Source organism: Rhodopseudomonas julia (assembly GCF_030813515.1).
GTDB lineage: Bacteria > Pseudomonadota > Alphaproteobacteria > Rhizobiales > Afifellaceae > Afifella > Afifella julia.
The window spans coordinates 669906-688403 of record NZ_JAUSUK010000001.1 but is presented as its reverse complement, the minus strand read 5'-3'; the positions used below and the strand labels follow the sequence as shown (position 1 = coordinate 688403).

Below are 18498 nucleotides of genomic sequence, written 5' to 3'. Positions count from 1 at the left end.
GCGCTCGCGCACCCCATTTCTGTTTCAGGAGAGGTTCATGGCGTCTGTGTCTATCGAGGATTGGACAAGCGGAATGCGCTATGCGGCGACGCAGGGTGCGCGCGTCGCTTGGTACACCGGCCATGGCCTCGTGATGCGCCGCATGGTGCGCCGGATTGCGGCGCGCCATCCAGAGGCGACGCCCCGTGTCGAGCCCCCTTCCACGCCCGTCCCGTCGATGGGTCGGCTGTTGCGGGATGTGGCGGCCCTTCTGGCGCGCGATTATGCCAATGCGCGGGCAGGCCTTTACCCTTTGCCGGACGGCGACGAGGCGGATTTCCGCCAGCTCGTCGCGACCTCGCGGGCGTTTTTCGCCGATGTGCCCGAGGTCGCGCGCCGTCGTCGCGAGGGCGCGCACCAGGAAATCGGCTCGTCCTTCGAAGGTCGCCGGCCGCGCTATTATATGCAGAACTTCCACTTCCAGAGCGGCGGCTGGATGACCGAGGAATCCGCGCGTCTCTACGACATGCAGGTCGAAGTGCTGTTCTCGGGCGCTGCCGGAGCGATGCGCCGTCAGGCGCTGGTGCCGGTCGCCAACGCCCTGAAAGGTCGTGACCAGCGCACCTGTCTTGCCGCCGACCTCGCCTGCGGCACCGGCCGGTTCACGGCCGAGCTGCGCGGGGCCTATCCGCGGCTGCCGCTTTTTGCGACCGATCTGTCGGAATCCTATCTGAACGAGACGCGCCGCCATATCGGCCGCGTGGCAACGCTGAGGCCCGCGGTTGCCAAGGCGGAAGCGCTGCCGCTTGCCGATGCGAGCCTCGACGTGGCGACCGCCATCTATCTCTTCCACGAACTGCCGCCGAAGGTGCGCCGACAGGTGGCTGAAGAGATCGCCCGCGTGATGAAGCCGGGAGGCACCTTCGTCCTGGTCGATTCGCTGCAGACGGGCGATGCGCCGGATTATAACGGGCTCTTGGAGCTCTTTCCGCAGCTTTTCCACGAACCCTATTATCAGGGCTACCTCAAGGAAGATCTCGCGCGCATTTTCGCGCCGCACGGGCTCGTCCTCAAGGAAAGCCGCAACGCTTTCTTCTCCAAAGTCATGGAGTTTCGTAAGGAACGACCTAACTGATGCGGCGTGTTTCGATCCTGTTTCTGGCGTTCCTTTGTTTCATCGTCGGCGTCGCCTTCATCGCGACACCGATTCCCCTTGGCGCGCCGCTTTTTGCGCTGTCTCTCGTCCTGATCGTGGCTTCGAGCCGCTCGGCCACGCGCCTCGTCACGGGCGTACGCATCCGTGCGCCGCTTTTCGATCGCGGCGTCGGCTTTCTGGAACGTCGCGCTGGGCGCCTCGGGCGTACCCTCAGGAAAACGAGCCCGCGGCGCTATCCCCGCAGGCCCGTCGTCTGAGGCCTAGGCCAGTCTCAGCCGTCGAGAATTTCCGTATCTTCGATCTCGATGCCGAAGCCCTTGAGGCCGACATAATGGCGCTCGCGCGTGGCAAGCAGCCTGATCGAGTGCACGCCGAGATCGCGCAGGATCTGGGCGCCGAGGCCGACTTCCCGCCAGGCTTCCTTGCGGCCTTCCGCCGAAGCGTGGGCTTCACCGCCTTCGACGTCGCGCATACGCCGTGACTGTCTTGCGACACCGACGGAACCGTCGCGCAAATAGACGATGACGCCGCGGCCGCGCTCGGCGAAATCCTGCATCACGTCGTCGAGCATCTTTTTGGTACCGAAGACGTCGTCGAGGACGGATTCCAGATGCAGGCGAACCGGAATTCCCTTCCCGTCGCGGATATCGCCGAAGACGACCGCCAGATGGTCCATGGGATCGAGCGGCGTGACGAAGCTGTAGGCCGTCGCAGGCCCTGCAGGCGTCGAGATCTTTTGCTCTGTGACGCGCTCGATGAGCTTTTCGTTGCGCTGCCGCCAGGCGATGAGGTCGGCAACGGACACGCGTACGAGATTGTGCTTCTCGGCAAAGGCCCGGACCTCTTCGCCGCGCGCCACCGTGCCATCGTCATTGACGAGCTCGGAGAGGACGCCGACGGGTGGCAGGCCTGCGAGCTTGCAGAGATCGACACAGGCCTCCGTATGGCCGGAGCGGACGAGAACGCCGCCGTCGCGTGCGAGAAGCGGAAAGACATGGCCCGGGCGCACGAAATCGGCGGCACCGATATTGGCATTGGCGAGCGCCCGCACAGTTGCCGTACGCTCTTCGGCCGAGATGCCGGTGGTGAGGCCGTGGCGGAAATCGACGGAAACGGTGAAGGCCGTGTTGAGCGGCGCGTCGTTGGCGCTCACCATCGGATCGAGGCGCAGACGTTCCGCCATGTCGCGCGGCAGCGGCGCACAGACGATGCCGCTCGTATGGCGGATGATGAAGGCCATCTTCTCCGCCGTGCAATGGACCGCAGCGACGAAGAGATCGCCTTCGTTCTCGCGGTCGTCGTCATCGGTGACAACGACAATTTCGCCGCGTTCGAAGGCGCGTATAGCCTCCGCGACTTTTCCAACCTGTTCGCTCATATCTATGTCTGACTGCCGCTTTGGGCTCTTTGCCTGAGATAATGGTCGGCAAGGACGAGCGCCATCATGGCCTCGCCCACCGGCACAGCACGGATGCCGACACAGGGATCGTGCCGGCCTTTGGTGAAGACGTCGACCTCTTCGCCCGTCGCCGTCACGCTCGGAACAGGCGTCAGGATGGAAGAGGTGGGTTTGACGGCGAAGCGCACGACCACCGGCTGACCGGTGGAAATGCCGCCGAGCACGCCGCCCGCATTGTTCGACAGGAAGCGCGGCCGCCCGTCATTGCCGGCGCGCATCGGATCGGCATTCTCCTCGCCGCGAATGCGCGCCGCTTCGAAACCATTGCCGATTTCAACGCCCTTCACCGCGTTGATCGACATCATCGCCGAAGCGAGATCCTGGTCGAGCTTGCCGTAGATCGGGGCGCCGATGCCTGCCGGCACGCCTTCTGCCACGACTTCGACGATCGCTCCGACCGAAGAGCCGGACTTGCGGATCTCGTCGAGATGGGCGGCCCATTTTTTGGCAGCCTCTTTATCGGGCGAGAAGAAGGGATTGTTGGCCGTCTCCGCCCAGTCGAAGCGGTCGCGGTCGATCGCGATGCCGCCGAGTTCGACGAGCGCGCCGCGGATCGTGACGTCGGGCAGGATCTTGCGAGCGATCGCTCCGGCCGCGACCCGCATCGCCGTTTCGCGCGCCGAGGAACGGCCGCCCCCGCGATAATCGCGCACACCGTATTTGACGTCGTAGGTGTAGTCGGCGTGGCCGGGCCGATATCGGTCGCGAATTTCCGAATAATCGCGCGACCGCTGATCGACGTTTTCGATGAGAAGCGAGATCGGCGTGCCGGTGGTGACGGGACCGCCGGTGCGGTCGTCCTCGAAGACGCCGGAGAGGATCTTGACCTGGTCCGGTTCCTGGCGTTGCGTCGTGAAACGCGACTGTCCCGGTCGCCTGCGGTCGAGCTCGGCCTGGATCTCCGCCTCGGTGATCGGAATCCCTGGCGGGCAGCCATCGACGACGCAGCCGATCGCTTTGCCGTGGCTTTCGCCCCAGGTGGTGATGCGGAAAAGCTGACCGAAGGAATTGTGAGACATCTGCGCTTCTTGGCGCCTCGGCTGGACAAGGGCCGTTTCTAGAGGGTTTTGGCGGACGATAGAAGGGTCTGCGACCTCAGATTACAAGCGCCTTGCCGTCGAAGATGGCGATGATCCGGTCGTGCGGAATGAAGAATTGCGGCACGGATGCAGACGGCATGCCCGAAAGGAGATGGAGCGCTACCCGAGTGATGCCGCCATGCGCCACGATCACGTGGCGGCCCTGGCGTGTCTTGAACCATTCGCCGAACCGCTCGGCGAGCATCGCGTAGCTCTCGCCCTCCGGAGGCACGTAATTCCACTTGTCGCGCTTGCGCGTGGCGACCGCCTCGGGATCCGTCTCGCGAAGCTCCTTGAGCGTGCGCGCCTCCCATGCCCCGAAGCAGACTTCCTTGAGCGGATCGTGCGTCACGAAAGGCTGGTCGGGTCTGCCGGCATTTTCCAGGATGATGCGCATCGTCTCCTGCGCTCGGCCGAGCGGCGAGGCGACGAATTGCCAGTCATGCTCGCCGAGAAGCGACGGCAGAACGCGGCCGTTGCGCTGCGCCTGTTCGCGCCCGACGGCGTTGATCGGGACTTCCCGTGCGCCCTGGAAGCGGCCTTCCAGGTTCCAGTCCGTCTGGCCGTGCCGAATGAGCAAAAGGACATCTCTCATAGCCGAGCTCGCAGTCGCAATCCGCCCATGGCACCCTCTTTCATGATATCTCGCCTGAACCGGAAAAGGGCGGCCGGTCGGCCCCCCGTTGAGATGCTGGTTTCGCCGGTTTGTTCCACGACTCGTGTCTGTTCCACAAGCCGCCTAAAGTTCTGTTTGTGCAGATGACGGCCGGAAATCGCTTCCACTACCTTCTGCAATTCGGTGAGGGTGAAGGAATCGGCAATGAGCTCGAAAATCAGCGGCCGGTATTTCAACTTGCCGCGCAGGCGCCCGATGGCGGTGGCGAGGATGCGTCGGTGGTCGAAGCGCATGTGTCGCCCGAGCCGAGGAAGGTCTTCCCATAAAGCAGCACTCTGGCGCCCGTCGCGGCCCGCCTCCAGCACGAGCCCGGCCTCATAGAGCAGTTCGTAGCGCTCCAACACACGCTCCTCGTCCCAGGGGAGGCCGTCCCAGCCGAAGGCGATCTTCACCCGCTCCTGGCGTGCGAGCGGCCGATCCGGCCGTTCCGCCGCGGGCGCCATCGCGCACCAGCGCTTCAGCAGAGGCTCGATCGCCGTGTCGAGGATCGCGGGCCGACCCTGACGCCAATCCTCCCAGGGAAAATAGGCGTACCAGGGACGCCATTGCGCGCCGGATTCGCGCAACGCCGTTTCATCGTCTTCGAGGCGGCGGGTGAGCGCGAGATAGCCGATCGTCATGACATGCGGGCCGATATCGCCGCGCCTTGCGTGGCGTCCGCGATCGCCGAATGTGTAAAGCTGCTCCACATAGCCGAGCTTGAGGCGCGTCTGCTCCGCCACCCAGGCGCGCAGCCCGATCTCCATGGTGCGATGCTCGACCGGGTCGAATGGCCCGAAGGGCAGGCCGTCCTCTCCGTCCGTGTCGCCCGGCCGCACGACGAGGATGAGCGGCGTCAGCCGATCGACGGCGACGATGGCGGCGTTGAGGCCGACTTCGATGCGCGCGCTGCCCTCGACCTCCGCTTCGGAGGTGGGGATGCGTGCGGGTTCATTCGTCGAGGGAGAGGGAGAAGACATTGCCTTCAAACGCGTTGGCGCCGCGGCCGATCGCTTCGATCGCCGCAATCATGCGTCCGTCCCGCTTCAGATACGCGTCGGCGAGAGCAACGAGACGGCGGTTGGGGGTCGCCTGTGGCGAACGCTGGCGCAGCCTTCTCGCGACGAGGTCTTCGCTCGCATCCGGGCGCAGCGCACAAAAGGCGATGAAGGCACCGGCGGTGGAACGGCTGATGCCCGCCCAGCAATGCACGACGAGCGGCGTCGTCCGATCCCAGGCTTCCACGAAGTCGACAAAACGGCCGACATGTTCTTGGGCCGGCAGGGTCATCCCCTGCATCGCTTCGGAGATGTCGTTGAAGCCGAGAAACAGGTGGTTGTCTTGCGGCACGCTTTCAGGGCGCGGCACCTCGGTGCCCGCATTGATCAAGGTGGCGATATGGCGGGCGCCACTCTGTTCGACGGTCGCCGCAAGCTTCGACAACGGGCAGACGTAGATTTCCGGCATTTCTCAGGCGGTCCTTGCGCGTGGCAGGGTCTCGTTCAGGGCCTCGATCTCGGCAAAACGGGCCAGGAAGCGACGCTCTGCTTCGGTGGCGGGCCAGGGATCGAGGAGGTTCTCGTCCGGATTGAGAGACGGATCGCCGAAAAAGCGCCGCGCCTCTTTCTCCTGAAAGCCCGCAAGCCGCGTCGCCTCCCAATAGGCAGCCGTTTGATCGGCCTTCTTGATCATGCGGTGAAGCTTCGGCTCGACATCGGCGGCAAGCGCGAAGCGCAGATGAATTGCATGCTGCAGACGCCGCTCCACGCCTTTGTATTCTTCACCGAGCACAGCCTTGAAGGGCGAGATCATGTCGCCGATGACATATTCCGGCGCATCGTGGAGGAGCGCGAAAAGCCGCTCGTCCAGGGTGATGTCCGGCTTCAGTTCGGCAAGCAGAGCCTCCACCAGAAGCGAGTGCTGTGCCACCGAATAGGCATGGTCGCCCCGGGTCTGGCCGTTCCAGCGCGCCACGCGCGCAAGCCCATGCGCAATGTCGCCGAGTTCGACGTCGAGCGGCGACGGGTCGAGAAGATCCAGCCGGCGGCCCGAGAGCATCCGCTGCCAGGCACGCGCAGGGGCGTTTGCCCGGTCAGCCATTGTTCGAAGTCCCGCCGGTTTCTGTCCCCGTCGCAGGCCAGGAATAGGTCGCCCATCCGGGCAGTTTTGCCGTCACGGTGATGCGGCCGGCCGAGACGGGCAGATCCTGCTCTAGAGCCTCGGCGAGCCGGTCGAGGCGAACAAGGCCGATGCCTTTGCCATTTGCTGAGGAGCCGAAGCGCCCGATCGCCCGCTCGCCAGCCATGATCTCCGCGCCGCTTTCGGGCAGGGAATTGCCTGCTTCCACGGCCTCGATCGTGACGATTCTCCGCCGCGCGGTGCCGCGATGCTGCATGCGAGACACGACCTCTTGGCCGACATAGCAGCCCTTCTGGAAGGAGACGCCGTGAAGGCTGTCCATCGCCGCGTCGTGCGGGAAGGCATCGCCGAAGACGAAGTCGATGCCGCCTTCGGGAATGCCGCAGGCGATGCGGTGCGCGTGATAGGCGGCAAGATCGGCATCGGCCGAGACGCTGTCAGGCGCGGCGACGAAACGCCGTCCGAGCGCCGCCTGCCTTGGATCTGCCGGCGCCTCTGGCGCCACATCGCCATCGCCCCAAGCGGCGAAGACGGCGAGGCCGTCGTCGCGAGAGATCTCGACCTTGGCGCGCAGACGGTAAAGCGTCATCCGCTTGATGAAGCTCTCCGCCTCCTCCGACCGCAGGTCGATCGCGAAACCTTCGTCCCGGCGGTGGATGAGAAAATCGAAGAGAATTTTGCCCTGGGGTGACAGGAGTGCGCCATAGGCGATGCCCGCACTCTCCACCTCGTCCATCGAACAGGTGACGAGATTGTGCAGGAGATTATGCGCATCCGGCCCTGCCACCAGGACCACGGCTCTGTCGGTCAAATGTGCAAGCGGCATGATGAAATCCTCGACACTCAGCTAAGGCGTATGCCGTGCGGGGGCAATCCTGCTTGCGTTCAAAGCCGGCAATTGGCAAGCAGCGAGCATGGCTCAGAACTTCGATCTTCTCGTCCGTGGTGCGATCCTCATCAACCACGACGGCATCGGCCCGCGCGACATCGGCGTGAAGGGCGGTCGCATCGCTGCTCTCGGTGATCTTTCCGGCGCCGACGCCGGCGAAGTCATCGACGCAACCGGTCTGCACATTCTGCCGGGCGTCATCGATACGCAGGTGCATTTCCGCGAACCGGGCGCCGAACACAAGGAGGATCTGGAAACGGGTTCTCGGGCGGCCGTTCTCGGCGGGGTCACCGCCGTCTTCGAAATGCCCAACACCAAGCCTTTGACGACCTCCGCGGAAATGCTTGCGGACAAGCTCGCCCGGGCGCGCGGGCGTATGCATTGCGATCACGCCTTCTGGGTCGGCGGCACCCATGCCAATGCCAAGGACGTGGCCGAGCTGGAGCGTTTGCCGGGCGCTGCCGGCATCAAGGTCTTCATGGGCTCCTCGACCGGCGATCTTCTCGTGGCCGACGACGAGGGGGTCGAGGCGATCTTGAGGAACACCCGCCGCCGTGCCGCCTTCCACAGCGAAGACGAGATGCGGCTGAAGGCGCGGCTCGACGAGCGGCGCGAGAACGACCCGTCGAGCCACCCGGTCTGGCGCGATGCGGAGGCGGCGCTGTCCTCTACCCGCAGGCTGGTTTCGATCGCCCGGCGCACCGGCGCGGCGATCCACATCCTGCATGTCTCCACGGCCGAGGAGATGGCCTTCCTCGCCGCGCACAAGGATGTCGCCTCGATCGAGGTGACGCCCCACCATCTGACCCTCTCTGCGGAGGAATATGGCCGTCTCGGCACACTTTTGCAGATGAACCCGCCGGTGCGCGGCGCGGAGCATCGCGCTGGCCTGTGGAAAGGCGTGGAAAACGGCACAGCCGACATTCTGGGCTCCGACCATGCCCCGCATACATTGGAAGAAAAGGCGGCGGTCTATCCGGCCTCGCCCTCCGGCATGCCGGGCGTGCAGACGCTTCTGCCGGTCATGCTCGACCATGTCGCGAAGGGGCGGCTGTCGCTTCTGCGCTTGATGGACATGACGAGTGCGGGCCCGGCGCGGCTCTTCGGCATTCGCGGCAAGGGCCGCGTCGCCGTAGGCTACGACGCCGATCTGACGCTCGTCGATCTGAAGCGGGAGACGACGATCACCAACGCCTCGATGGGTTCGCGCTCCAAATGGACGCCCTATGACGGCAAGCCGATCACGGGTGCTCCGGTCGGAACGATCATCCGCGGCAAGCGGGTGATGTGGGAGGGCGAGATCACCACGGCCTCGATCGGTGAACCGGTGCGGTTCTGGGCCTCGGCCTGAGGCGTCACACGAAGCGGGATTGTTTCAAGGCGTTCTTAACTCCGTTTCGTGAGCTTTCTCTGCAAATGCAACGGATCTGCTAAGGAGTAGATAACCACCAGCGGGAGCTCTCGCATTGATTCCTGATCAGGAGATGCCGGCGGGCCGCGTGCGCGGCTTCCTGGCGCTTGCCCGCAATGTCCTCGCCAACAGCGATGAACGGGCCCGCGCGCGCCGCGCCTCTCTGATCGCCCTTGCCCTGCGGGTCGCAAACGCCGTTCTCGCTTACGGAACTCAGGTCGTTCTGGCGCGCCTGATGGGGCAGTTCGAATACGGCATCTTCGCCTTCACCTGGGTCTGGCTTCTCGTCTTCGGCGCGATCAGCACATTGGGCTTCGGCGATTCGCCGGTGCGCTATGTGGCGGCTTTGCGCGAAACCGGCGAGGACGATCAACTCCGCGGGTTTCTGCGCTTTGCAGGAATTGCCTCGTTTGCGGCGCCCGTCGTCTTCGCGGTGCTCTTCGGCCTCGGCGTCTATTTCGCCGGATCGTGGATCGAGAACGCGTACGTTTATCCGCTGCTGCTGATGGCGGTGGCGATGCCTTTCGGCTGCTTCCAGGCCTATCTGGAAGATGTCGGGCGCGCCTATTTCTGGACGATACCGGCGCTGTTTCCGGTCTATATCCTGCGCCACGCGCTCATTCTCGTTTATATGGTCGCGGCCGTGGCGCTCGGCTTCGAAGCGAGCGCCGTCACAGCTTTTGCCTGCACCATTCTGGCGATGGCGACGGCAACCATCTGGCAATCCTACCAGATCCTCGGCCGTCTCAAGAAAACCGTGCCGGCTGGTCCGCGCGCCTATCGGCCGAAGGAATGGTTCATCGGCTCCGCGCCGTTCGCCGTCCTGCAGGGGATGTTCCACCTCTTCGCCTATATGGCGGTGATCGTGCTCTCCTTCTTCGTGAGCCCGGCGCAGATCGGCATCTATTTCGCGGCGACACGCATCGTGCAGGTGGTGGCCTTCATCCCCTATGCGGCCTCCGTCGGGTCCGCGCATCTCTTCTCCGCGAGCCATGCGGCGGGCGACCAGGCGCGGCTGACGACGCTGACGCGCGAAGTGAGCCTTGTGACTTTCGTGGCCTCGACCGGTGTCACGGTCCTGGTCGTCACCACGGGCATGTGGCTTCTGCAGCTTTTCGGCGAAGGCTTCGAGGCGGGCTACAACGTCCTCCTCATCCTCTCCGTCGGCATGGTGGCGCGGGCGATCTTCGGGCCGGCCGAGGACATCCTCAACATGACCGGCTTCAGCCACCTCTCGGCAACGACCTATGTGGTGATGGTCGTCATCAACGGTTTGCTGAACGTCGCCTTGATCATTCCCTTCGGGATTACCGGGGCTGCGATTGCCACGACGCTTGCGCTCACCATTCGCTCCATCTGGCTCGCATGGGCCGTGCGCCAGCGGCTGCACCTCGATACGAGCATCATCGGTGCCTGGGCACTTCTCGCCGAGACGGTCGGGCGTTGGCGCAAAGGCAAGGCGGCGACGCCTGCACAATAGGCGCGGGGAGGCGCGGTCAGTCGCCGGCCAGGAAGAAGTGCCAGCGCCCGTCCGGGCTGATGCCGAGACGGAAGAAGATGTAGGCGCCGTAGGACTTGATATCCTGCCAGTCGCCGGCCGTGATCAGCGTGAAAAGCTGCACCATCTGCTGCGGCGAGAGCCGGTCGAGCGGATAGCGCGCGAAATACGGCCAGAGATACATCGCATTGGGGCTGTCGCGATCGACATAAAGGAAATCGCTCTCCAGGATTTCCAGCATGATGGCGAGCATCTCCCGGCCTTCCGGATCGCCGGACAGAGATTTCAGATAGTCGATCGGATCGCCGACATTGTCGAAGCCGAAGGCGGGTGCCGGATCCTGCGCCTCGATCAGAGGTCTGAGCCGCTCGATATCGCCGGAGAGCGCTGCCTCATGCAGCGCCTCCCAGGTTTTGCGCACGGGCTCGGGCATCGCCTGCTCGCCCTTCAGGACATCGAGATATTCCGGCACGGCCTTGCCGGGCTCGGCTGCCGCCTGCGAATCTCGAGGCGCGGCCTGTGCCGGCGCTTCGCGCGCCTCACCGGTCTCCGGGGCCGGCTCCGCTTCCTCATCCGATTGGCCCTCGGCCGGTGTCGCGGGTGCCGGCGTCGCCTGCTCGTCCGAGGCCGCAGCTGGCGCATTCTCCGAGCCGGCATCATCCTGTGCGAAGGCGGTTGCGCTGAGCCCAAGGAAAAATGCCGTGGCGATCGCCGCGACGCCGCCGAACCTCCGAGCGTTTCGAGGCACGGATGCCTCCGATCGATCTTGTCTCTGCGTCGATGCGGCGAATGCCGCGACGGCGCCCGCTCCGGCTGTGTCGGTCATCTCGACCAATCCCCCTTTTTGCCCATCATGAATTTCTGCCGGTTTCGATGGCGAGAGCGAGGCAGCACGCAAATTCCTGCATGACCCCCCGTTGGCTTTCCCTCTCCGCCCGCCGCGTTTACTGCCCGTAGCGGGTGCGGATGTCGGAGGCGATCTCCGCGCTTTCCTTCAGATAGCGGGCGATGCTCGCCTCGGCAGCCGGCGTGCAGTTTTCATAGACGGCGTTGTACGTCTCAAAGCCATGGTTGAAGCGCCCGATGAGCCGTGCCTTGCGTTCCGGGCCTGGCGCCTCGGCCGCGAGCATCGCCTCCATATCGGCCTTCCAGGCCGGCCCGTCATCCGCGCCGCAGAGATTGCGCAGGAAATAGAGGGCGCCCAGAAGCTCCGACAGGCGCAGGAGCTTCGGCTCGTAGATCGGGGGCGGGGGCTCGGAGGATTTCTGCGAAGCCGCAGCGTCGCCGCCTTCCTGCGCAGAGGCCGTGCCAAGGAAGCCGATGCCGGTCTGGCCGGCCGCGAGAGAGATCAAGAACACGAGGATCAGAAGAAAAGAAGGGCGCCGCATCGTTACGATCATGCGCCGGGGTCTTTCTCGCTTCAAGCCGATGCGAGGGCGCATACCCCGTCCTCCTCATGTGCAACGCCCGCAGCGATTGCTTTTGCGATGAACGCGATCGCGCCGGGCGTAAGCGGCAGCCCACCAACCTCCTCGAAGGGGACGAAGATCGCGCGGTCGACATCGTCGCCGGCCACGGGCTCGCCGCCGCAATGATGGGCGGTGAAGACTTTGAGATGTTTCGATGGGGTGCCGCCCGTCTCATGACGTCCGAGCGAGACGAGGGGGCCGGCGGAAAGTCCTGTCTCCTCCATCAGCTCGCGGCGTGCCGCTGCTTCTGCTGTTTCGCCGGGCTCCACATGGCCGCCGGGGAAGCTCCAGACGGCGCTGAAGGGCGGTTTGCTGCGGCGGACCAGGAGGACGGCCGTGCGCTTGAGAAGCACGATGCTCGCGCCATCGACGGGATCGGTGGCCGGTCTTTCTGAACTCGTGCCCGGCTTTGTCATCCGCTCTCCCTTTTGCCGCATGGCGCTGATACACAGAGCCTATGTGCGGACGCTTCGTTCTGGCCATGCCGGCCGACGTCATCAAGGAGCTTTTCGACCTCGCCGTTTTCGACGAGCGTCTCCTGCCGCCCCGCTACAACATCGCCCCGACGCAGCCGATCGTCGTCATCCGCCAGGGATTCGACGGCGTCGAAGGCGTCCCCATGCGCTGGGGTTTCCTGCCGTCCTGGGTCAAGGATACGACGCGCTTTCCGCTCCTCATCAATGCGCGGGCGGAGGATATCCGCGAAAAGCCGGCGTTCCGCAACGCCATTCGCAGGCGCCGCTGCCTCGTTCCGGCTTCCGGCTTCTATGAGTGGCAGACGCGGAGCAAAGGGCCGAAGCAACCCTATTGGATCGCACCGAAGAAGGGCGGGCCTGTCGCCTTCGCAGGCATCTGGGAGACCTGGATCGGTGCGGACGGGAGCGAGATCGACACCGCCGCCATCATCACGGTCGCGGCCGAGCCGCCCCTCGACGAGGTGCATCATCGGCGCCCGGCGATGATTGCGGCGGACAATTTTGCGCTGTGGCTTGCGGGCGAGGACATGACCGACGCCGCCTTGTCGATCCTCACCGATCTTGGGGCGGAGACGCTGCAGGCGACGCCTGTCTCACGGCGGGTGAACCGCGTCGCCGACGATGATCCCGGACTGATCGAGGCGGTGTCCGAGGATGCGGAGACTCCCCCGGCAAAACCGGTGCAGCAGAGGTTGCTTTAATCGGCTGCAGGTTTTTCCGCTGCCCGGATCTCCTTCTGCATACAGATGCGATCCTGAGCCTGGAAGCCGATCGCTTCGTAGAAGCCTTTGGCGATCTCGTTGTCGCCGCGAATGAGAAGATTGAGCTTCCAGATGCCTTTCGCGGCAAGCCAGGCCTCCGCCGCCGCCATCATCTCCCGGCCGAAGCCATGGCCGCGCCAGTCCGGGTCCGTCGCCACGTAATAGACGGCGCCGCGATGCCCGTCATGGCCGACCATCACGCAGGCGACCAGTTGATCGTCATCGCGCCTGCGTCCGACGAGGATCGTGCTTGTGGGTGCGGCAAGGGCGAAGCGGACATCCTGGCGCGGCTCGTTCCATGGCCGTGTGAGGCCGGCGCGCTCCCACAGCGCGACGAGGGCATCTTCGTTTTTGCGGTCAAAATCTGCGCGGTCGAATTCGGCGATCGTAAGTGACGTCACAGCATACGTCCGGGGTTCATGATGCCGTTCGGATCGAAGGCGTTCTTGATCCTGCGCATGAGATCGATCTCGATCTCGCTTTTCACCTCCACGAGGAGCTTGCGCTTCAAGCGCCCGATGCCGTGCTCGGCCGAGATCGAGCCGGACAGCTCCCCGACGATGCCGTGAACGATTTTGTTCACCTCGTCCCAGCGGGCCAGAAATTCGTCCCGGTCGGCGCCGACGGGCTGGCTCACATTGTAATGGATGTTGCCGTCGCCGAGATGGCCGAAGGGCAGGGGCCGCGCGCCGGGCACGGCCTCTGTGACAGCCGCCGATGCGCGTCTCAAAAATTCGGGGATCTTGGCGACCGGCACCGACACGTCGTGTTTGATGGAGCCGCCTTCCTTCTTCTGCACCTCGCTCATCGTGTGGCGGATGTGCCAGAACTCGGCTGCCTGGGCGAGGGATGCGGCGGGTGCGCCGTCGAGCACTTCCTCCGCCTCGAAGGCGGCTTCGAGCGTCGTCTCCATCAGCTCGCTCGCCTCCGCCTCGCTGCGGCCGGAGGAAATCTCCACGAGGCAGTACCACGGATAGGGCGTCTCGAGCGGATCGCGTGTCCCCTCCTGGTGCCTGAGCACGAAGTCGATCCCGAGGCGCGGCATCAGCTCGAAACCGGTCAGAGCCGAGCCGGCGGTCTGCGAAAACCGGCGAAAGAGCGTGAGGGCCGTCTGAGGGTCTTCAACCGCGAGAAAGGCGACGGCGCGGCCCTTGGGGGCGGGAAAGAGCCTCAGAGACGCTGCCGTGATAACACCGAGCGTGCCTTCCGAGCCGATGAAGAGCTGTTTCAGGTCGTAGCCGGTATTGTCCTTCCGGAGCCGGCGCAGGCCGTTCCAGATGGTGCCGTCGGCCATGACCACTTCGAGACCGAGCACGAGATCGCGTGTGTTGCCATAGGCGAGCACGCCCGTGCCGCCGGCATTGGTGGCGATGTTGCCGCCGATGCGGCAGGAGCCCTGTGCCCCGAGCGACAAGGGAAAGAACAGGCCTGCTTCGCTCGCGGCCTTCTGGATCTCCTCCAATACGACGCCGGCTTCTGCCACGAGCGTTGCACCTTCGCGGTCGACGTCGCGAATCGCTTTCAGCCGCTCGAGCGTCAGAACGACTTCGCGCCCGCTCTCGTCCGGCACTTGGGCGCCGACGAGGCCGGTATTTCCGCCCTGCGGCACGATCGACACGCCGGTCTCGTTTGCAAAGCGCAAGATGGCCGCGACCTCTTCTGACGAGGCGGGACGTACGACAGCCGCCGGCACGCCGAAGTAGAGATCGCGCCATTCCACGCAATAAGGCCGTGTTTCCTCAGGGCTGGTGAGGACATGCGTCTCGCCGACGATGGCAGAAAGGGTCGAGACGATGGTCTGTTGGGTCGGGTTGTCGTTCATCGCAGCGACATTAGCAGCTGGCGACGGGAGGTGAAGCCCTGCTTGCGGCACTCAGAATCCCGTGCCATTACGGCACCGTTCATGGGGCGCCGGGCGTCGCGAAAGGCAAAGCAAACGGAAGAAATATGACCGCAGCAAACGGCATCATGGCGGGAAAACGCGGACTGATCCTCGGAATCGCCAACAATCGATCCATTGCATGGGGCATCGCCAAGGCAGCGCGCGACGCCGGGGCGCAGCTTGCGCTCACCTATCAGGGCGACGCTCTGAAGAGGCGTGTGGAACCGCTTGCCAAAGAACTCGACGCATTGGTGGTCGGCCATTGCGATGTGACGGACGGGGCCACGATGGACGCCGTCTTCGAGACGATCCGCTCCGAATGGGGCGGCCTCGACTTCATGGTCCATGCGGTTGCCTATTCCGACAAGGATGAACTCGACGGGCGCTACATCGACACGACCGAAGCGAACTTCAACAAATCGCTCTACGTCTCCTGCTATTCGCTGACGGCGCTGGCACAGCGCGCCGAAAAGCTGATGACGAATGGCGGCTCGATCCTGACGCTCACCTATTACGGTGCGGAAAAGGTGATGCCGCATTACAACGTCATGGGCGTGGCCAAGGCGGCGCTGGAGGCGAGCGTGCGCTATCTCGCCGTCGATCTCGGACCTTCCGGCATTCGCGTCAACGCGATCTCCGCCGGTCCGATCAAGACGCTGGCAGCCTCTGCGATCGGCGATTTCCGCTACATCTTGAAGTGGAACGAGTACAACGCCCCGCTCCGCCGCACCGTCACGCCCGACGATGTCGGCCAGTCGGCGCTTTATCTCCTTTCCGATATGGGACGCGCGGTCACCGGCGAAGTGCACCACGTCGATGCCGGTTATCACGTGGTCGGCATGAAGGCGGTCGATGCGCCCGACATCACCACGGTTTGAAGGAATAGTGGGCAAGGTCAGGGGCGGATGAGCGCATCCACCCGGTAATGCGCCCGGGCTTTGTGCCAGACAGGCACAAGGCGGCGCTCAAGACTTTGCCGCAGAAATTCGTGCGCGAGGGCCGGATGCACGGCCGCGTCCGAAAAAGGGCGCACATGGTGCACGAGGACGATGCGCCCGCCGCGAGCAAGCCGTTTCGGAAGCTCAAAGGCCAGGCGGTGAAGCGCCGCTTCCGTGAGATAATAGGCGATCTCGGAGGCGACGATGAGGTCGAATTCGCCCCGTGGCAGATCGCGTGGCAACACCGCCTCGCGGAAGCTGACCGAGGCAAGGTCGCCGCATTCTCGTCTGGCTTCAGCGAGCGCCGTCGGTGAGGCGTCGAGCGCGAGAAGCTTGAGCGTGAGCGAGGCGAGCGCGCGACTCGTGACGCCGATCGCGCAGCCGAGTTCCAACCCGCGCGCATAGGGCCCGCTGCCGGCTGCAGCGATGAGATCGCGTCGCTTCGTTTCTTCAAAGGACGAGCTTCGATAGCGCCAGGGATCAATGTCGTGGCGGAACTTCTCTTCAAATCCATCCGGATCGATCGCGGCGCGCGGCGTCATCCGGCCCTCAATCTGAGCGGATGTCGCGCGGCGGTCGCCCGATGACGAAACGTCCGTCGGCGAGCGCCTCGCCCACGGCGGCAAGCGCCCCGTCGGGATTGGGCTGGCGAAGATAGGTTCTGAGGTCGCGGTCGAGCCGCTCCAACGGATGCGGCTGCACGAGGCCCGCGGCACCGACGGCCCGTTCTGCTGTTGTGAGCACGTCCATGGCGAGTTTTTCGATGGCGATGCGCATGGCATTGGCGGTGGCGACCGCCTGGCCCTGTTCGGCTTCCGAGGCCTCTCCGAGACAGCCTCGCCGCCAGGCCGCCGCGGCACGGGCAAACCAGCCGTAGCCACCCTCCACGGCCAGCGCCATGTCGCCGAGCCTGTGCGCCTGATAGGGATTATCGGCGCGCCCCGTCCGCGTCAGGTGCTCGCGGGCGGCATCGAGAACAGCATGCGCTCCGCCGAGCTGGACGGCGGCGAAACGGATCGCGCCCGCCGAAAACCAGGGCTGACGCACATAATCGCCCGGCCGGCCGAGAAACCATTCCGGCGCGACCTCAACGCCTGAGAAATCGACGACGTGACTGCCGGAGGCCTTCATGCCGAGAGGTCGCCACCAGCTGCGATCGACCGGCCTGTCGGCGACCGGCATAATCAGCATTTGTCGTCCTCCCGGCTCTTCCACGGTGACGATGGCGTGCGAAAGGCCATCGACGCCGGAAGCGAAATTCTTGGCGCCGGCAAGAGCGCCGTCTTCAAGCTTGAGCGGGTGACCAGGGGCGTCCGTATTCCACACGCCGAGGATGCGACCGCGCCTGGCCTCGCTCTGGTAATGGTTCTCTTGCGCCTTGGAGCCAAAGAGCGAGATGAGTTGCAAGGCGTTCACATGGCCTTCGAAAATGCGCCCGACATTGAGGTCGCCGCGCCCGACGACGGCAAGTAGGTAGAGGAGATCCTCCATCCGCTCCGCCGACAGAAGCGGGCCGGATAGGAGCCCCGCCTCCGCAAGAGCGGCGAAGCCCTCAGCTGGGAATGATCTTGCCGCGTCATGGCGGGCTGCTTCGGCCCCGATACGCATTGCGAGGGCAGCAAGATCGACCGGGATGGACGGATGGGGGGCGCTGTCAGGCAGCGAAGCTCTTAGCGGCATGGTTCAGTCGCTCCTCCAGATATGACAGCGCGTCCTCGACCGGCATGGTGCGGGGCGCGTCCGGCTCGTCGCCGGCCAGTCTTTCGATCAACGCAAGCGGCGGTTCGGGCGCCGAAACAGGCAGAGTGGAAAGCGTGCGCTCCGTCAAAGCGTTCCGCCAGGTGCCGTCGGCGGCGGCGAGATCACGCAGGCGGCGGCGAAGCCGGAAGCGCGCCTCGGCACGTTCCGGCGCCTCGACCAACAGAGGCTGCTGCGCTTCTTCCTCCTCGACCCAGGCGGCAATGCAATCGGCCATGCCGCCCTTCGCGCGTCCTTCAAGGCGCGCTGAGACAATAACTTCCACCTCAGGCGCATGCCTGAGTCGGGCTCCCTGCGCTCTGGCGCGGCTGACGAGAGCAAGATCCTCGCGGCGGGGCAAAGGCGGCAGACCGCCAAGGGCGCGATAGAGCTCCGTTCGCAGAGCGAGGCTGGCGCCCGTATGGTCTGAGTGGCGTGGCCAGGGATCGTGGGGGAGAGGATCGATCAGCGCGGCGAGGCGGTCGAGCAGCTCCTGGTAACGGGCGACGAGCCGGGCGCGGCGAACGAAGCCGGGGCCGAGCTTTTCTTCTTCCTCCTGGTCGCCGACGAGGCGACCGGCGACGATATCCGCACCCTTGCGCAGGGCGATCAGATTGGCGAGCACCCAATCCGGCGCCGGTCTTGCGTCGGCGTCGCTCGTCAGGATGACGGTGGCGCCGCTGGCTGCGGCCTTTTCCATGGCCATACGTCGGGCGACGCCGACATGGTTGTCGTCGCCCGTCAGGGTCACCTCAAGCAGGCTGAGCGCGATTTGCGGGGCCCTGGCCGCGGCCGCCTGCGCGACAGCGGCCGAGGCATCTTTGCAATTGTTGCAGACGATGACGACAGGCAGCCGGTGTCCTCCGGCAAGCCATGTCTGTCGGGCGAGAGCCGCGATCAGTTGTGGCAGACGCTCTTCTTCATCGCGGGCGGGAACCGCCACAACGGGGTGGAACGATGACAATCTTGG

At 64.9% G+C, this 18498-nt stretch carries 21 protein-coding genes; 6 read left to right on the top strand and 15 right to left on the bottom strand.

Annotated features, from left to right (window positions below):
• The first annotated feature begins 37 nt into the window (after positions 1 to 37).
• Entirely contained in the window at positions 38 to 1114 is a 1077-nt protein-coding gene (locus J2R99_RS03235) for a class I SAM-dependent methyltransferase (protein ID WP_307153050.1), read from the top strand.
• Positions 1114 to 1392, top strand: coding sequence for a hypothetical protein (locus J2R99_RS03230; RefSeq protein WP_307153049.1), 279 nt, complete (start codon positions 1114 to 1116; stop codon positions 1390 to 1392). Before J2R99_RS03235 ends, J2R99_RS03230 begins: the two co-directional genes overlap by 1 nt.
• 14 nt (positions 1393 to 1406) lie before the next feature.
• Here the strand turns inward: J2R99_RS03230 and ribB are convergent, their stop codons facing one another.
• From ribB to ygfZ, 7 genes are all read right to left on the bottom strand, one after another.
• A complete protein-coding gene (ribB, locus tag J2R99_RS03225) occupies positions 1407 to 2513 on the bottom strand; it encodes a 3,4-dihydroxy-2-butanone-4-phosphate synthase (RefSeq protein WP_307153048.1) in 1107 nt (368 codons plus the stop codon).
• A gap of 2 nt (positions 2514 to 2515) precedes the next feature.
• Positions 2516 to 3613 (bottom strand): chorismate synthase, encoded by a 1098-nt coding sequence (gene aroC / locus J2R99_RS03220; RefSeq protein WP_307153047.1) that lies wholly within the window; start codon positions 3611 to 3613, stop codon positions 2516 to 2518.
• Between the two features lie 76 nt (positions 3614 to 3689).
• Positions 3690 to 4268: a histidine phosphatase family protein gene (locus tag J2R99_RS03215; protein ID WP_307153046.1), complete on the bottom strand. Its 579-nt coding sequence runs from the start codon at positions 4266 to 4268 to the stop codon at positions 3690 to 3692.
• Positions 4265 to 5308: an NUDIX hydrolase gene (locus J2R99_RS03210; protein WP_307153045.1), complete on the bottom strand. Its 1044-nt coding sequence runs from the start codon at positions 5306 to 5308 to the stop codon at positions 4265 to 4267. Before J2R99_RS03210 ends, J2R99_RS03215 begins: the two co-directional genes overlap by 4 nt.
• On the bottom strand, positions 5280 to 5795 hold the full coding sequence (locus tag J2R99_RS03205; RefSeq protein WP_307153044.1) for a tyrosine phosphatase family protein: 516 nt from the start codon (positions 5793 to 5795) through the stop codon (positions 5280 to 5282). Before J2R99_RS03205 ends, J2R99_RS03210 begins: the two co-directional genes overlap by 29 nt.
• Before the next feature lie 3 nt (positions 5796 to 5798).
• The gene (locus J2R99_RS03200) at positions 5799 to 6428 is read right to left on the bottom strand and encodes a YfbR-like 5'-deoxynucleotidase (protein WP_307153043.1); all 630 of its coding nucleotides are present in this window, start codon (positions 6426 to 6428) and stop codon (positions 5799 to 5801) included.
• On the bottom strand, positions 6421 to 7293 hold the full coding sequence (gene ygfZ / locus J2R99_RS03195; protein WP_307153042.1) for a CAF17-like 4Fe-4S cluster assembly/insertion protein YgfZ: 873 nt from the start codon (positions 7291 to 7293) through the stop codon (positions 6421 to 6423). The genes J2R99_RS03200 and ygfZ overlap by 8 nt, the downstream gene beginning before the upstream one ends.
• 88 nt (positions 7294 to 7381) lie before the next feature.
• On the opposite strand from ygfZ, the gene J2R99_RS03190 reads away from it, so the two are divergent.
• The gene (locus J2R99_RS03190; protein ID WP_307153041.1) at positions 7382 to 8707 is read left to right on the top strand and encodes a dihydroorotase; all 1326 of its coding nucleotides are present in this window, start codon (positions 7382 to 7384) and stop codon (positions 8705 to 8707) included.
• Between the two features lie 115 nt (positions 8708 to 8822).
• Positions 8823 to 10247 (top strand): MATE family efflux transporter, encoded by a 1425-nt coding sequence (locus J2R99_RS03185; RefSeq protein ID WP_307153040.1) that lies wholly within the window; start codon positions 8823 to 8825, stop codon positions 10245 to 10247.
• Between the two features lie 16 nt (positions 10248 to 10263).
• Here the strand turns inward: J2R99_RS03185 and J2R99_RS03180 are convergent, their stop codons facing one another.
• From J2R99_RS03180 to J2R99_RS03170, 3 genes are all read right to left on the bottom strand, one after another.
• Positions 10264 to 11013, bottom strand: a complete 750-nt coding sequence (locus J2R99_RS03180) for a cytoplasmic protein (protein ID WP_307153039.1) — start codon at positions 11011 to 11013, stop codon at positions 10264 to 10266.
• A gap of 196 nt (positions 11014 to 11209) precedes the next feature.
• Positions 11210 to 11653 (bottom strand): TIGR02301 family protein, encoded by a 444-nt coding sequence (locus J2R99_RS03175; protein WP_307153038.1) that lies wholly within the window; start codon positions 11651 to 11653, stop codon positions 11210 to 11212.
• Between the two features lie 32 nt (positions 11654 to 11685).
• Positions 11686 to 12150, bottom strand: a complete 465-nt coding sequence (locus J2R99_RS03170) for an NUDIX hydrolase (protein WP_307153037.1) — start codon at positions 12148 to 12150, stop codon at positions 11686 to 11688.
• Between the two features lie 41 nt (positions 12151 to 12191).
• Here J2R99_RS03170 and J2R99_RS03165 point away from each other — a divergent pair, with 41 nt between their 5' ends.
• Positions 12192 to 12911: an SOS response-associated peptidase gene (locus J2R99_RS03165; RefSeq protein WP_307153036.1), complete on the top strand. Its 720-nt coding sequence runs from the start codon at positions 12192 to 12194 to the stop codon at positions 12909 to 12911.
• On the opposite strand, the gene J2R99_RS03160 is transcribed toward J2R99_RS03165, so the two are convergent.
• Both J2R99_RS03160 and J2R99_RS03155 read right to left on the bottom strand, forming a co-directional pair.
• Positions 12908 to 13372, bottom strand: a complete 465-nt coding sequence (locus J2R99_RS03160) for a GNAT family acetyltransferase (protein WP_307153035.1) — start codon at positions 13370 to 13372, stop codon at positions 12908 to 12910. The genes J2R99_RS03165 and J2R99_RS03160 overlap by 4 nt on opposite strands.
• Positions 13369 to 14793 (bottom strand): FAD-binding oxidoreductase, encoded by a 1425-nt coding sequence (locus tag J2R99_RS03155; RefSeq protein ID WP_307153034.1) that lies wholly within the window; start codon positions 14791 to 14793, stop codon positions 13369 to 13371. Before J2R99_RS03155 ends, J2R99_RS03160 begins: the two co-directional genes overlap by 4 nt.
• A 125-nt stretch (positions 14794 to 14918) precedes the next feature.
• Here J2R99_RS03155 and fabI point away from each other — a divergent pair, with 125 nt between their 5' ends.
• Complete coding sequence (fabI, locus tag J2R99_RS03150; RefSeq protein ID WP_307153033.1) at positions 14919 to 15731, top strand: enoyl-ACP reductase FabI; 813 nt, start codon at positions 14919 to 14921, stop codon at positions 15729 to 15731.
• A 17-nt stretch (positions 15732 to 15748) separates the two neighbouring features.
• Here the strand turns inward: fabI and J2R99_RS03145 are convergent, their stop codons facing one another.
• The 3 genes from J2R99_RS03145 to J2R99_RS03135 are packed head-to-tail and all read right to left on the bottom strand — an operon-like array spanning position 15749 to position 18492.
• A complete protein-coding gene (locus J2R99_RS03145) occupies positions 15749 to 16333 on the bottom strand; it encodes an SAM-dependent methyltransferase (protein ID WP_307153032.1) in 585 nt (194 codons plus the stop codon).
• Positions 16334 to 16340: 7 nt separating this feature from the next.
• Entirely contained in the window at positions 16341 to 17471 is a 1131-nt protein-coding gene (locus J2R99_RS03140) for an acyl-CoA dehydrogenase family protein (RefSeq protein WP_307153031.1), read from the bottom strand.
• Positions 17446 to 18492: a glycosyltransferase family 2 protein gene (locus J2R99_RS03135; protein WP_307153030.1), complete on the bottom strand. Its 1047-nt coding sequence runs from the start codon at positions 18490 to 18492 to the stop codon at positions 17446 to 17448. Before J2R99_RS03135 ends, J2R99_RS03140 begins: the two co-directional genes overlap by 26 nt.
• Between the last annotated feature and the right edge of the window lie 6 nt (positions 18493 to 18498).

Bases quoted from the DNA above. Each gene is read 5' to 3' on its own strand.
- J2R99_RS03235 (WP_307153050.1), top strand. From the start codon at position 38: ATGGCGTCTGTGTCTATCGAGGATTGGACAAGCGGAATGCGCTATGCG.
- J2R99_RS03155 (WP_307153034.1), bottom strand. From the start codon at position 14,793: ATGAACGACAACCCGACCCAACAGACCATCGTCTCGACCCTTTCTGCC.
- fabI (WP_307153033.1), top strand. From the start codon at position 14,919: ATGACCGCAGCAAACGGCATCATGGCGGGAAAACGCGGACTGATCCTC.
- J2R99_RS03145 (WP_307153032.1), bottom strand. From the start codon at position 16,333: ATGACGCCGCGCGCCGCGATCGATCCGGATGGATTTGAAGAGAAGTTC.
- J2R99_RS03170 (WP_307153037.1), bottom strand. From the start codon at position 12,150: ATGACAAAGCCGGGCACGAGTTCAGAAAGACCGGCCACCGATCCCGTC.
- J2R99_RS03230 (WP_307153049.1), top strand. From the start codon at position 1,114: ATGCGGCGTGTTTCGATCCTGTTTCTGGCGTTCCTTTGTTTCATCGTC.
- J2R99_RS03205 (WP_307153044.1), bottom strand. From the start codon at position 5,795: ATGCCGGAAATCTACGTCTGCCCGTTGTCGAAGCTTGCGGCGACCGTC.
- J2R99_RS03200 (WP_307153043.1), bottom strand. From the start codon at position 6,428: ATGGCTGACCGGGCAAACGCCCCTGCGCGTGCCTGGCAGCGGATGCTC.
- ygfZ (WP_307153042.1), bottom strand. From the start codon at position 7,293: ATGCCGCTTGCACATTTGACCGACAGAGCCGTGGTCCTGGTGGCAGGG.
- J2R99_RS03215 (WP_307153046.1), bottom strand. From the start codon at position 4,268: ATGAGAGATGTCCTTTTGCTCATTCGGCACGGCCAGACGGACTGGAAC.
- J2R99_RS03175 (WP_307153038.1), bottom strand. From the start codon at position 11,653: ATGCGGCGCCCTTCTTTTCTTCTGATCCTCGTGTTCTTGATCTCTCTC.
- J2R99_RS03190 (WP_307153041.1), top strand. From the start codon at position 7,382: ATGGCTCAGAACTTCGATCTTCTCGTCCGTGGTGCGATCCTCATCAAC.
- ribB (WP_307153048.1), bottom strand. From the start codon at position 2,513: ATGAGCGAACAGGTTGGAAAAGTCGCGGAGGCTATACGCGCCTTCGAA.
- J2R99_RS03140 (WP_307153031.1), bottom strand. From the start codon at position 17,471: ATGCCGCTAAGAGCTTCGCTGCCTGACAGCGCCCCCCATCCGTCCATC.
- aroC (WP_307153047.1), bottom strand. From the start codon at position 3,613: ATGTCTCACAATTCCTTCGGTCAGCTTTTCCGCATCACCACCTGGGGC.
- J2R99_RS03210 (WP_307153045.1), bottom strand. From the start codon at position 5,308: ATGTCTTCTCCCTCTCCCTCGACGAATGAACCCGCACGCATCCCCACC.
- J2R99_RS03165 (WP_307153036.1), top strand. From the start codon at position 12,192: ATGTGCGGACGCTTCGTTCTGGCCATGCCGGCCGACGTCATCAAGGAG.